The organism is Clostridium sp. 7_2_43FAA (genome assembly GCF_000158375.2).
Taxonomy (GTDB): domain Bacteria; phylum Bacillota; class Clostridia; order Clostridiales; family Clostridiaceae; genus Clostridium; species Clostridium tertium.
Genome location: NZ_JH815222.1, coordinates 471,406 through 485,506, shown reverse-complemented (window position 1 = coordinate 485,506; position 14,101 = coordinate 471,406). Strand labels below are relative to the sequence as shown.

General features: G+C 26.9%; 10 protein-coding genes and 1 pseudogene. 3 read left to right on the top strand and 8 right to left on the bottom strand.

Annotated features, from left to right (window positions below):
• Positions 1 to 515, top strand: a pseudogene (locus CSBG_RS03855) (transposase); the annotation flags it as partial.
• A 314-nt stretch (positions 516 to 829) separates the two neighbouring features.
• On the opposite strand, the gene CSBG_RS03850 reads toward CSBG_RS03855, so the two are convergent.
• From CSBG_RS03850 to CSBG_RS03825, 6 genes are all read right to left on the bottom strand, one after another.
• On the bottom strand, positions 830 to 3,964 hold the full coding sequence (locus CSBG_RS03850; RefSeq protein ID WP_008677235.1) for an SMC family ATPase: 3,135 nt from the start codon (positions 3,962 to 3,964) through the stop codon (positions 830 to 832).
• 1 nt (position 3,965) lies between these two features.
• Positions 3,966 to 5,135, bottom strand: a complete 1,170-nt coding sequence (locus tag CSBG_RS03845) for an exonuclease SbcCD subunit D (RefSeq protein ID WP_008677234.1) — start codon at positions 5,133 to 5,135, stop codon at positions 3,966 to 3,968.
• Between the two features lie 129 nt (positions 5,136 to 5,264).
• Entirely contained in the window at positions 5,265 to 6,119 is an 855-nt protein-coding gene (locus CSBG_RS03840; RefSeq protein ID WP_008677233.1) for a patatin family protein, read from the bottom strand.
• A gap of 187 nt (positions 6,120 to 6,306) precedes the next feature.
• Entirely contained in the window at positions 6,307 to 6,828 is a 522-nt protein-coding gene (locus tag CSBG_RS03835) for an ECF transporter S component (protein WP_008677231.1), read from the bottom strand.
• 97 nt (positions 6,829 to 6,925) lie between these two features.
• Positions 6,926 to 7,954, bottom strand: a complete 1,029-nt coding sequence (locus CSBG_RS03830) for an acyltransferase family protein (protein ID WP_008677229.1) — start codon at positions 7,952 to 7,954, stop codon at positions 6,926 to 6,928.
• Positions 7,942 to 8,772 (bottom strand): alpha/beta hydrolase, encoded by an 831-nt coding sequence (locus CSBG_RS03825; protein WP_008677227.1) that lies wholly within the window; start codon positions 8,770 to 8,772, stop codon positions 7,942 to 7,944. Before CSBG_RS03825 ends, CSBG_RS03830 begins: the two co-directional genes overlap by 13 nt.
• A 414-nt stretch (positions 8,773 to 9,186) precedes the next feature.
• Here CSBG_RS03825 and zupT point away from each other — a divergent pair, with 414 nt between their 5' ends.
• Positions 9,187 to 9,963, top strand: a complete 777-nt coding sequence (gene zupT, locus CSBG_RS03820) for a zinc transporter ZupT (RefSeq protein ID WP_008677226.1) — start codon at positions 9,187 to 9,189, stop codon at positions 9,961 to 9,963.
• A gap of 34 nt (positions 9,964 to 9,997) precedes the next feature.
• On the opposite strand, the gene CSBG_RS03815 is transcribed toward zupT, so the two are convergent.
• Together CSBG_RS03815 and CSBG_RS17665 are read right to left on the bottom strand one after the other, a co-directional pair.
• Positions 9,998 to 10,615 carry a DUF4397 domain-containing protein gene (locus CSBG_RS03815; RefSeq protein WP_008677225.1) on the bottom strand — a complete coding sequence of 206 codons (618 nt, stop codon included), beginning with the start codon at positions 10,613 to 10,615 and terminating at the stop codon, positions 9,998 to 10,000.
• A 10-nt stretch (positions 10,616 to 10,625) separates the two neighbouring features.
• Complete coding sequence (locus CSBG_RS17665) at positions 10,626 to 12,323, bottom strand: hypothetical protein (RefSeq protein WP_008677224.1); 1,698 nt, start codon at positions 12,321 to 12,323, stop codon at positions 10,626 to 10,628.
• Between the two features lie 143 nt (positions 12,324 to 12,466).
• Between CSBG_RS17665 and CSBG_RS03805 the strand changes: the two genes are divergently transcribed.
• On the top strand, positions 12,467 to 13,753 hold the full coding sequence (locus tag CSBG_RS03805) for an aminotransferase class V-fold PLP-dependent enzyme (protein ID WP_008677223.1): 1,287 nt from the start codon (positions 12,467 to 12,469) through the stop codon (positions 13,751 to 13,753).
• Positions 13,754 to 14,101 lie beyond the last annotated feature (348 nt).

The following is a 14,101-nucleotide window of genomic DNA, read 5'->3' as shown; positions in this document are numbered from 1 at the left end:
GTTAAAAGGACTTCCACAAGCTAATAAAAACAGTGTTTCCATCAGTAAATATTCAAACTTGTATCGTTCATCAAATAAGGAATTCAATCAAATATATAGCTTCAAAAGATAAAAAGGAATTTATGAAGGATTTAAAAGAAGTTTATAAGGCCACAACAGAAGAACTTGCGTTAGCGCAGCTAGATAACTTAAAAGAAAAATGGGGAGCTAAATATGGAATAGTAATTGATTCTTGGTATAACAATTGGAGTAACCTTTCAACATTTTTTGAATTCTCTCCAAGTATAAGAAAAATGATTTATACTACAAATGTTTTAGAAGGCTTTAATAGACAAATACGTAAATTTACTAAAGTTAGAGTTATATTTCCGACCGATGAATCTTTAAATAAATGTGTTTACTTAGCAACAATGGAGATATTAGAAAAATGGACCCAACCTATACATAATTAGGGAGCTACGCTAGCGGAGCTTTCAATAGTATTTGAAGATCAATTAAAAGATGAATTAGCTTAGAAGCTTGTACTTTTTATAAATTATATGCATACTATTTGATTTTTTGAAATACTAAAAAAGGTAATAAGAAACATTATTAGTATTTCTTAAATATAAAAAAATATTACTGGAAATGAAAATTTCCAGTAATATTAAAACAATAAAAATAATAATTACACAGAATTATCTATTCTCTCAAAAAATCCTTACGGATTTTTAAATAAATAGTGCTTTGCACAATTAAATTTAAGTTTTGCAGAGCAAAACCGCCTTAATTCTTTCATTTCTTCATTCTTTCATTTTTTAACTATTTTGCTTCGCAAAATAACTTATAGCTAAACTTTAAAGACAGCCTTACTTCCCTTATTTGTTGAGCTTACTTCAAGCTTAGTTTCTATTCTATCTTTTAGTTCTTGAACGTGGGAAATTACACCAACCACTCTTCCATCGTCTTGTAGGTCTATTAAGCATTCTATAGCAGAATCAAGGGATTCTGGATCTAGTGTTCCGAAGCCTTCATCTATAAACATAGTATCTAGTTGTATGCCACCTGAATAACTTTGAACTACATCTGCAAGTCCTAATGCCATAGATAATGATGCTTTAAAGCATTCTCCTCCTGATAATGTTTTTACATCTCTAGATTTACCTGTATAGTTATCAAACACTTCTAAATCTAATCCTTGCCCTTTTCTTTTATCTCCTAATTCTTCTTTTCTTAAAAGCTCAAATCTATTACAAGTCATTTGTGAGAATCTAATATTTGCAGCTTCAATTATATCTTCAAAATATGCTGCTAAAACATATCTCTCAAAACTTATTTTTCTTGGATTATCCCCATTTATTACTTTTGCTAATTTACCTACAGTCTTATATTTTTCTTCATCTGCCTCTATTAATTTACTATAATTAATGCATTCTCCAACGATTCTTTTATTTTGGCTTATTCTTAAGTAAATTTCTTTTTCAGATTTATCTAAATTAATCTTTTCATTACTTTTAACTTCTAAAGCTTCTTCTATATTTCTCACATCAATTTTATTTAAATCCTTACACTCTTCTAAAGATAAATTATAAACTCTTTCTGCATTAGATAAATCTATATTAAACTTATTTATATCTCTTTCTAACTCATCAATTTCTACTTGTGTCATTCTACTTGAAGAATAGTCATTGTAATTTTCAAATCCTAATTCTAGAACTTTTTCTTTAAACAGCTTTAAAGCATCCTCTAGCTCTAACTTTGCATTTTCAGTTACTTTCTCTAGGGAACTCTTATTACCATTTTCTTTATCATAAATAGTTTTTATATTATTAAAGTTTTTTTCCGCCTTTAGATAATCTTCTTTTAACTTTTCAAGAGTGCCCTTTACTTTTAATTGTTCTTCTTCTAAATCCTTAACGTTTCTTATAGTTCCTTTGAATTCATCAACTATATTTTGTAGATTAGTTTCTTGAATTTTTAATTCTCCCTCTTTTGCTAATAGTTCTTTATTTTTATTTTCTAGATCGATCCTTAATTCCTCAGTATATTTTTCTACTTCTTCCTTTTGCTTTAATTTAGTTAATTCTAGTGATACTACCTTTTCAATTTCTTTTTTTCTACTAATTACTTTATCTAACTGACTGTAATTATTTTTTAGTTCAAATTTAACCTTTTCTATAGATATCTCAATATCATCATTAAAATTTTCTTTATTAAACACTTCTATAAATATAGGTTTTATTGTTTCTTCTTTAAGTGAACTTATTTCTGCTTGTATTTTAGTAAGCTCCCTATAATAAGATTCTCTTTTTTCATAAAACTTGTCAGCTAATGCTTTTGATTCCTTTACAGCAGCTTCATTTATATTACCTGATTCAATAGTTGCAAGCTTTGGATGATGAATAGATCCACAAACAGGGCAATTTTCTCCTTCTATTAGCCCTTTAGCTAATATTCCTGCTTGATTTCTTCTAAAAGCCTCTTCTAGCTTCTCATAATTTTTTTTCTTATCATTATATTCTTTATCTGCATTTTCATAAAATGCTGTTCCCTTTACATGTCTTTGACTTTCTAGTTTACATTTTTCTAAAGCACTTAAAAGCTTATTGAGTTTTTCTTGTTTAGATGTATAATTTATTTCTTTTATATCTAAATTACTTTTTTCCTCTTTTAGCTTATTTATATTTTCTAGCTCTTCTGATAATAATTTTAATAAGTCATTCTTCTTATTTCTATCTATATCGATTTGCTTTATTCTTTCGATAATATATTGAGATTCTTTCATTAGCTTATCAAGCTTTTCCTTATTACTTTGATAAATTGAAGCCTTTTCTTTTAACTTCTCAATTTCATCAATCTTTTTTCGTAAATCGTTTTTTAAATCTTCCTTCTCATTTTCTATTTTTAGTTTTCTTTCTGCATCATCAAATTCTTTTTTATATTTATTTAAATTTTCTATACTTTTTCTTAAACTTTCTTCTGCTTTCAGTAAGGATAATTTTTTCTCTTTATATTTATCTTCAAAGCCTAGAACTGTTACAGCTTTTTTTCCGCTTTCTAATTTAATAGTTTTTACTTCATATTCATGCTTTAATAAATTTAATTTATCTAAATCGCATTTATACTTTTCTAGATTATCTATCTTTTTGTTTATATCATTTGCTAAAACTAACTCTTTTGAAATATTATTAATTTCTATATTAATATCTTTTAACTTTTCTTTGATTATATTTTCTTCTGCCTCATCTTTATCTATAGCATCTTTAAATTTTGAAAGTATTAATTCTATGTTCAAATCCTTAGCATTTACAATTCTTCTTAATTCATCATCATCCTCTTTGCATGCAAATGCCTTAATTCTATTTTCTCTATCTCTTTGTATTTCTTCTATAGACTTTTTAAGATTATTGGCCTCTAATTTTATGTTTTGTTGTATATCTGAAAAAACCTTAGTTCCAAAAATCTTTCTAAAAATTTCTTCTTTCTTGTCGCTATCTGAATTTAATAATTTTTTAAATTCACCTTGTGGAATCATAACTAATTGTTTAAATTGCTCGCATGTAATTCCTAGTATTTCTTCAACTAATCTAGTAACTTCTTTTGGTCCTGATACTGTTTTATCTCCAATTTTTATTTCAGCAGAAGGCTTACTTTCTGTAAATCCATCACCTCTTTGTTTAGCTCTAAAATATTGTGGTGACCTCTTTATATAATACTCTTTATTTCTAAGTGAAAACCAAAGTTCTACTTCTGTTGGAGTTGATTTATCAGCAAAGTCACTTCTTAAATTTTTCCCATCTCTTTCACTACCACTTGCTTCTCCATATAAAGCAAAATTTATAGCATCAAAAATTGTAGTTTTTCCTGCTCCAGTATTTCCTGTTATAACAAACATATTTTTCCCATCAAGACTTGATTCAAAATCTAACTCTTGTCTTTCAGCATATGGTCCAAAACCTGTTATTATAAGTTTTCTTATCTTCACCTTACTCTCCCCCCTTTTCTGATGCTTCTATTATTTTTTCTATAACATTTATCTCTTCTTCGCTACAACATTCATCCATTATATCTTCATAAAAATTCTTAAATAAAGTTATTTTAGATTTTTCTTTTATATTAGTTGCTACATTTCTACTACTATTTCTTGAAACTCTTTCCTCTCTAGTAAGTTCCATAACATTTGGATATATACTTCTAAGCTTTGCCATAGGATCTAAAAGCTCACCCTTATCTTTTAGTATCACTTTAATGTAATCCTCATAATTTTCAGACGAATTATCAAACCCTTTAATAATCTCTTCTAATGTTCCTGTTTTTACTCTAAAATCTCTTCTAGGTTTTAAATTGTAAATTTCTATATCTACATCTCCATTTTCATCTATATCTACAATTGTTATTCCTTTTTTTTGATTTACTTCTGAAAATGAATACTTCATAAGAGAACCTGAATATCTTATTTTGTCACTTCCAACCTTTTGGGGTCCATGCAAATGTCCAAGGGCTGTATAATTAAACTTTTCAAAATGCTTTGAATTAATATATTCAGTTCCTCCTATTGAAAGAGGTTTTTCTGAGTCACTCTCCTCTAAAGCTTCAAAATTATCTTCCTTCATTTGAGTTACATACCCATGAGCTACTGCAATATTTCTTTCATCTTCATTAAAATCATTTAGAATTTCAGAAATTATTTTTTGCATAGCCAAATCGTGAGTTTTTATATTTTCATCTTCAAACAAATCTCTAACAACTGGTACATCTGCATATGGTATTGGATAAAAATTAACCTTTCCATATTCATCTTCTAGGACTATTTTATCTATTTTTCTTTTTAGATTTCCAACTATGTATAAACCACTATCACATAATAATGAGCTTGCAAATTCAACTCTTTCATTACTGTCATGATTTCCTGCTAATGCTATTACTTTAGTATTTAAATCCTTAACTATTTTTTTCATAGTTTTATTTAATAATTCAACAGCATGAACCGGTGGAACTGATCTATCATATAAATCTCCCGCAATCACAACGACATCCGGTTTTTCCTTTTTAATTGCTTCATAAATTTTCTCTATTATAAATTCTTGATCTTCTGTCATATAAAATCCATTAACAAGTTTTCCTATATGCCAGTCTCCCATATGAAAAATCTTCATAAAATCACCTCAAAATACTTTACTTAATATATGATAATTATATCATAGTAAAGTAAATTCATATTTATCCATATAAAAAAAGAGAAGTAATTTTTTCGTAATTACTTCTCTTTTAACTTCATTTAAAAACTATTTATTAAGAAATTTTATTAGATCTTCCGATATAGCCTTTGCATCTTCATATCCCTTATTATAAATAGCCTCTAATTTATTTTTATCTTTTTCAAATCTACTAACATCTAATGGACTACTTGGTCTTATAACAAAACATTTTCCCTCTTCTTCTAACTTATCTAATTGCTCTAATGTTTCATTATATATTTTATATCTATTTTCCATAGCATTAATAAGTCCTGGATGCTTTTTATACTTTCTTTTTATTATTGGCATTATTTTTGTTTTACTCTTTCTATAGCCCTTATGTTGAGTTAAAACAACAATATGCTTTTCTATCCCATCATCTATAGCTTTTTGTATTGGTATTGGTGCAGCTATTCCACCATCCATTAATTTTTTATTGTCAAAATCAACTATCTTTGCAACTAATGGTAATGAAATAGAAGCTTTTAATGCATCATATCCGTAACCATCGTTAAAATCCTTAATATTATAAAATTCAGCTTTACCATTTTCACAATTTGTTGCTCCAACGATAAATTTAACGCCTGAACTTTCAAATCTTTTATGATCAAAAGGCTCTAATTCATTTGGTATAATATTAAAAAGCATATCCATTCCAAAAGCTGAACCAGTTTTAATTAAATTACTAACACTTAAATATCTTTTATCATTTATATAATTAAGATTTACTCTATAATTTCTTTTATGTTGTTTTGAAATATATGAAACACAATTGCAGGCTCCCGCTGATACTCCCACACAATATTTTATATCTATATCTTTATCTAATAATAAATCTAGCACACCTGCAGTATAAACCCCTCTCATTCCTCCACCTTCTAGAATAAGTGATGTACTTTCCATGTCAATTCCTCCAAATCATATAATTATATCGTAATATTTCCATTAATTTAAAATTATATCACTTTATATAAAATAAAAAAATATAAACTTAATTAATAATGTGAATTTGAATTGATTATAATTTTTCATAATAAAAAAAGCCTGTTAATATCTCAACAGACTTTTTATAAGTAATATTCTAAATATTTTATGCAGCTTCACTTGAAAATACATCGTATATGTTTTTTCTTCTTGCTTTAGCTAAAGAATTTGCTAAAGCATATGATATTGCCCCATCAACAAAGTGATGAAGAATAGTACCTATTGTTACTACTACTATAAATTGATAAACTGAAAAACCAAATGGTATCACTATAAGACCTTCTAGAATTCCATGAATAGGAGATGTTATAGCAATTGCTTTCTTAAAGTTCTTATCCTTATTTATTATTAATGCTCCGACAAATCCAACTATTATATGCATAGATGCTCTAGCTGCAACTACTAATGGAGTTGTTATAAAAAAACCAAGTGCTGATCCTACTCCAACAAATATTGCTACCCCAGGTGATATTAGCATTGCTAAAAACATAGGTACATGTGATGCTAAAGTTGCTGTGAAAGGTCCTATTGTTATTTTTAAAAATCCGAATTGAGTTGGAATTATAATTGCAATTGCAGTCAAAACAGCTGCAAAAACCATTTTTCTTATTTTTTCTCTACTTTCCATATAAAATCCCCCTTGATTACTAGTGTATATACACTAGTATAGTATCAATGTATCTACTTGTAAATATTTTTTTATAAATAAAAGCTCATTAAATAAATTAATGAGCTTTTTTGTTTATTTTTTTATATTTTTTAATAGACTTCTTTCCAGTATCAATACTTATATTGACTGGATAAAATAATCCATCATAAACTTTATTAATCTTTTTTCTAGATAAAATAAAGATTATAATAAACGGACTTATCAAAATTAAAATATTTTGCAATAACCCAATATTCCATTTTGGTATAAAGAAATATACTAACATTACCAAATAAATATGAAAAACATATATATTCATAGTTGCCTTTCCTATTTTAGAAAAGAATTGTTCTTTCCTTGGAACTAAATTTATAACACAAATACTAAATATTATTGCTCCAAAATAAAGGAAAATTCTAAATATAGTCCCCTCAAATAATGAAACTTCTAAAGCATTGTATGAATATGAGTTATATAAGAACTTATAGTTAAACAAATCATTTTTAACTATATAAATTGCTATTAATAGAAATACTAGTATCCCTGTAATTGCGTACTCACTTTTGAAAGATTTAATTTTCTCTAAGTGCTCTTCTGTTGTATAATATCCAAGTAAGAAAAAAGGTAAAAATACAATAGTTCTAGAAATTGATAAAATACTTCCTATACTAGGTATTAATCCAACTAAAACTCCTGCTATAAAGCTAAGTAATAAAATATGTTTAAACTTTATTAAATATTTTAATGTTATTCTCCAAAAAAATAAACTTAACAAGTACCATAAAGTCCATCCTGGATAAAGTACAGAAAACATTGCTCTTCTTGTACCAATATATACAGCAGTGTACCAAATCATATTGAATATTATATAAGGTATCAATAAATTTCTAATTGCCTTTCTTTTCATTTTATAAAAATTCTTTGATAAATATCCTGAAATAAAAATAAAAAGAGGCATATGAAAAATATATATGAAAATATATAAAGTCATCAATATACTATTATCATTTATATAGTACTCAATTACATGACCAAAAACTACAAAGAATATTAATATAACTTTTAAATTATCTAATAAATAATATCTTTTTTTTAATTTTTCCATATATCTTCTATAAAATCTAAAATTATTTTAGATTCCTTTTCTCCTTTATTTATTACTAGTGATATTATATCAGAATGATACTTTCCATCTAAAATTATTAATTTAGCATTTCCATTTAAACTATTTATCTTATCTACAAAGCTAATAGAATTTTCTAAGTTGATTAGAGGATCCTTATTTCCATGTAGACATAGAGTAGGAATATTATTGCTTTCTTTTAACAAATTTATAGGATTCATTTCTTTAAAAGAACTATCCTTACCAATATAATTTTCAATTAATGTTATAGAATGTTTAGAAGTACATTTTTCAAAATCCAACACACCAGCTAATGTAATTAATCCTTTAAAAATATCACTATTTATACCAAATTCTTTTTGTTTCTTTACATTGAAAACTATATTAGCTGCAAGCTCTCCACCAGCTGAAAATCCTATAACTATAATTTCCTTATTTTTAATATCATTTTCTTTTGATAAATAGTCTTTTAAAACCATAAAAACATCATCTATTTGAGTTGGATGTTTATATAAAGGTGCAAGCCTATATGCTGGAAGAACTACACTATATCCTAAGTCGTTAAAAAACTTTCCAATACAACTTGATGTCTTAGGACTTCCATGCCACCATCCGCCTCCATGAATAAAGAATATTATAGGTTTATTTTTATCACCTTTATAAGTCCTATAATACTGTTTTATATTTTCCCCATATTTAAAATTTTCAAAATTATTTCTTCTACTTCGTATATTTTCATATAAAACCTTATACATTATAGGTATCATTGCAACCTTTTCTTCTATTCTATTATTTATCATACTACCTCCCCTAAAATTAAAAATGCAAACTTAATTTATATGGCTAGATTATTATTTTACAATACTTCACTATTTATAAAAACATTTATTTCCTATAAACTAACTTCACTACATATGGATATTAAATATACTTAACTAATAATACATAAAATATATTATAAAATTTTCTATATATTGCATAGTATATTTTTTCTTTTAATATATTTATTAATGTATTAGTTACAGTAAATATTTAACTAAACTATAAGTATTTAGATAGTTTAGTAACTGATATAAAAATTAAATAATCTATACTTTCAATTTGCCATTTTCTTGCAAGTGTACTAGCTAATCTATGTACTACTAATTTTGATTATATGGATTATTTATTGAAACATATCGTTTAAAATACTAATAACTTTGTGAGGTACTTTTATGTTAAGCAATCAATCTTTTATTCCATTATTACTTTCTTTAATGGCTGGTCTATCTACAGTAATTGGGGCTTTTATTGTGTTTTTTTCTAAGTCTCAAAATAAAAAACTTATAACATTTGCACTAGCTTTTTCTGCAGGTGTAATGATAACAGTATCCTTTACTGATTTATTTGTCTCTGCTGAAGAAACACTCAGCAAGTATAATGGCAAATTAAATGGAGTTCTTTTATCAATTTTATTTTTGCTATCGGGTGCATTTGTAGCATTATTAATAGATAAGTTTATTCCAGATGAACCTAAAGCTAATCCATCAGAACCATCAGGTAAACTTTATAGAGTTGGATTTGTATCAATGATAGCTTTAATGATACATAACTTTCCAGAAGGTATTGCTACTTTTGTGTCTGGATATGAAAATACTACACTTGGAATATCTATAGCTTTAGCAATAGCTCTTCATAACATTCCAGAAGGTATTTCGGTAGCTATGCCTATATATTACTCTACTCAAAGCAAATATCAAGCATTTAAATATACACTTTTTTCTGGCCTTGCTGAACCAGTTGGAGCTTTATTAGCCTTCTTATTTTTAAGACCTTATATAAATGAAATAATACTTGCTATAATATTTGCTATGGTTTCAGGAATAATGCTTTATATTTCTTTTGCTGAGCTTATACCAGCATCAAGACAATATAGATATCATAAGATTTATTTATTTTCAATTTTTTTAGGGATATGTATAATTCCATTAAGCCATATTTATGTTCATTAAAAAATGACTGTATCTTCAAAGATACAGTCATTTTTTAATCCCTTCCGTCTTCAACCATAATATATCCAATTTGTGGTTGCCTATTTAATAGGCCTATTATATATATGGTGTAATACCTTCCATTTTGTAATCTCCTTTCATTTATATACTTTTCTAATCCAGCTATAGCTGAAAAAGTAACCTTTAAGTTATAAATTCCTGGAGATAAAGGTAAATATCCGGTAGTTTCTAAATACTCGACATTATCAAATAAAACTATATTATTGGGCAATGATAAAGACATTAAAGGAGCATTAGATGATAAATTAATAAATCTCAAAAAAGAGAGTGTCATATTACCTTTTACATTAACATCATTCAAAACTAATATACTAATTCCACCACCGCTAGTTACTATATTAACTGTCAAACTAGTATCCGGTAAAATATCTATATTTCTTGTAAATAATGGGGTAACATAGGTTCCTGTTATATATAACTGAAGTTCATGAGTTCCTGGTTCTACACTTTCATAGCATGATATATTAGAAAATGGTGAATCTTTTACAAATAAACTCCCATCTAAATAAATGTCTACAGCAGGTGATGAAGGAATTGCATATAAGAATCTTATTTTACTTTGTAAGTTAGGTAAGTTCTGACGAAATAACATATTTTTCACCTCACTCTTTATTAGAATGCTCTAAGGTTATTTTTATTATCTTTTTAACTAATAAACTTATTATTGGATATGGAATTCTATAAGCTTTTAAAGTTGATATTATAGCTCCATGATTTTCTTCTATTTTCTTAAAAATACTGTCTATTTCTTTACTCTTATCATCTCTATATATGCTATCGTATTCGCTTCCTAAATCTAACTCTCTTAATATTTCCATATGAGGAGGATCTTCTATCTCTTTATCAGATCTTATAACTCCACTTTTTTCATAAGTTTTCATATAATCATTTAACTTCTCAAATGAATTATATGAGTTATCAAATTTAGGATTTGATGCAGTTGAAGTTCCTGTTTGGCTACTGGTATTATTCATATTAAAACCTTCAGGTATTGTATAGTTTGGTCCCATATTTAAAGGATTCATATTTTGAATATTAGTTAATACATAATTAGGCTCAGAATCGTTATAATTTATATCCATGTTATTTGGAAATGCAGTAGTATTTCCTCCACTTATATCACCTGTAAATGTATTATTGCTATTCCCATTAGTTTCTCCTATAAATTGAGTATTTGGGTTTAAATTAAAATTGCTAAATGGAATATATTGTTGCTCTAAACTGCCTTGATAACCTTCTTCAAATATATTATTTATATTATCATTTGTTCCTGTTGTTCCTGTATTAATATTCCACATGTTATCCATTCCTGTTATTCCAACATTCATATTTTCCATAGTAGCATTTATTCCTGTAAATCCATCCCCCATATTCCACATACTATTCATTCCTGTTATTCCAGAATTCATATTCCACATGCTATTCATTTCTGTTATTCCAGAATTCATATTCCACATGTTGCTATTCATTCCTGTAGCTCCAGTATTCATATTTCCCATGTTATTATTCATTCCTGCTGCCACAGTATTCATATTTCCCATGTTATTATTCATTCCTGCTGCCCCAGTATTCATGTTTCCCATGTTATTATTCATTCCTGTAACTCCAGTATTCATGTTTCCCATGTTATTATTCATTCCTGTAACTCCAGTATTCATGTTTCCCATGTTATTATTCATTCCTGTAGCTCCAGTATTCATATTTCCTGTAATACCACCACTTTCCATATTACCATTACCTAAAGTAGCACCATTACAGTTTTTTTCCTTATTATATGAATATAAATCTTCTGCTTGCGTTTCTGATGGATATTCTAAATCAAAATTATTACCAAAGCTAGTACCACTTTGATTATTCATTCCACTAATATTGCTATTACTTAACATATTACTTGGTAAAAATCCACCACCTTGAGAAAAGCCTTGATTATAGTTATTACCTGGAATATTACCTGTCATGTTACCCGTCATATTGCCTTGCATGTTACCTGGTATATTGCTTGACAAATTACCTGCTTCGTAAGTATTAAAGTAATTTTCGTCTGTATAACTATAATTAACATTTGGTACATAATCTATTGTTTTTAAAAAGTTTTCATCTAACATTTCACCATCTGCTGAGTTAGAAAATCCTAATATAAAATTATTAGTCATATGATTTATATTTGGTGAATTCATGTTTACAATTGGAAACCAGTTAGAATCTTTCTCTGAAAAAGGCTCTTTTATATTTAAAGGAATAAATTTTAAATCATCCTCTTCATCCTCTTCTCGATGTCTATTTAAATTATTATAATACATATATTTCCTCCAAAAAATATTTCATTATATTTATATGTTATATATTTATATATGTTTCCTGATATCACATTAGAACCCTCTACTTTTTACTTTAGTAGCACACTACGTCAAGTAAGTGAATAGAATATATGGGAGGTAATGCTATGCGTAATTCAACAAATAATTCTTTAAGAGATTTATTTATAGGTCTTAATAAAAGAGTTCCTATATTAGATGATAATAAAATAATACCAATAAATTTTGATAATGCTGCAACAACACCAGTTTTTAATAGTGTTATAAATAAAATTACAGAAGCATGCGAATTATATGGATCAATTGGCCGTGGCCTTGGACAAAAGTCAGAATACTCAACTAAACAATATTGTAACTGCAGGGATTATATATTAGATTTTTTTAATGCTTCCAAAGACAAATATACTGTTATATTTGTAAATAACACTACTGAGGGAATTAATCGACTATCTAATATATTGATAGAAAATAAAAATGATATAATCATCACTACAAGAATGGAACATCATTCTAATGACCTCCCTTGGAGAGGAAAATGTAATTTAAAATATATTGAAGTAGATGAAAATGGCAGACTAAAGCTAGATGAGTTACAATACTTACTAGACAAATATAGTGGATTAGTTAAATATGTTACAATTACTGCTGCTTCAAATGTAACTGGATATATGAATGATTTATCTTATATTTCTAAACTTGTTCATAGTTATAACGCCAAACTAATAGTAGATGGTGCTCAAATAGTGGCTCATAAAAAAATTGATATAAATGCTGATTCAATAGATTTTTTAGTTTTTTCTGCTCATAAAATGTATGCTCCATTTGGAAGTGGTGCTATTGTTGGACTAAAAGAAGACTTTGAAAGACTATATCCCGATTTTAAAGGAGGAGGAACTGTAGAAGCTGTGTTAGATAACTCGGAAGTTCTATTACCTCCACCTGAAAAAGATGAGGCTGGTAGTCCTAATTTTTTTGGTGCTATTGCATTAGTTCAAGCAATGAAAGAATTAAAAAATATAGGATTTGATACCATTGAAGAAAACGAAAAAATACTATTAAAGAGAACACTAGATGGCTTAAACTGCATTAATGGAGTTATCACCTATGGTGATAATAAAAATATATCAGATAGATTAGGTATAGTAGTTTTTAATATAGATGGAATGTATAATGCTGAGGTAGCTAGATTACTAGCAAATCTTAGAGCAATAGCTGTAAGGCAAGGTGCTTTTTGTGCCCATCCTTATGTAAAAAGATTATTAGGATTAACGGATTTTGAAGCAGGTAGACATTTAGTAGATTCAACTTGCAAAATGCCTGGTATGGTAAGAGCAAGCTTTGGACTATATAACTCAATAAAAGAAGTTGATATATTTTTAAATACTGTTGATTTAATATGTAAACTAAGAAATTAAATAATTTTATAATAAAAAGAGTTAAGTAAAAGTTGTGTAATTAAAATTTAAATTGAGAGAATAGATAATTCTGTGTAATTATTATTTTTATTGTTTTAATATTACTGGAAATTTTCATTTCCAGTAATATTTTTTTATATTTAAGAAATACTAATAATGTTTCTTATTACCTTTTTTAGTATTTCAAAAAAATCAAATAGTATGCATATAATTTATAAAAAGTACAAGCTTCTAAGCTAATTCATCTTTTAATTGATCTTCAAATACTATTGAAAGCTCCGCTAGCGTAGCTCCCTAATTATGTATAGGTTGGGTCCTATTTTTCTAATATCCCCTATTGTTGCTAAA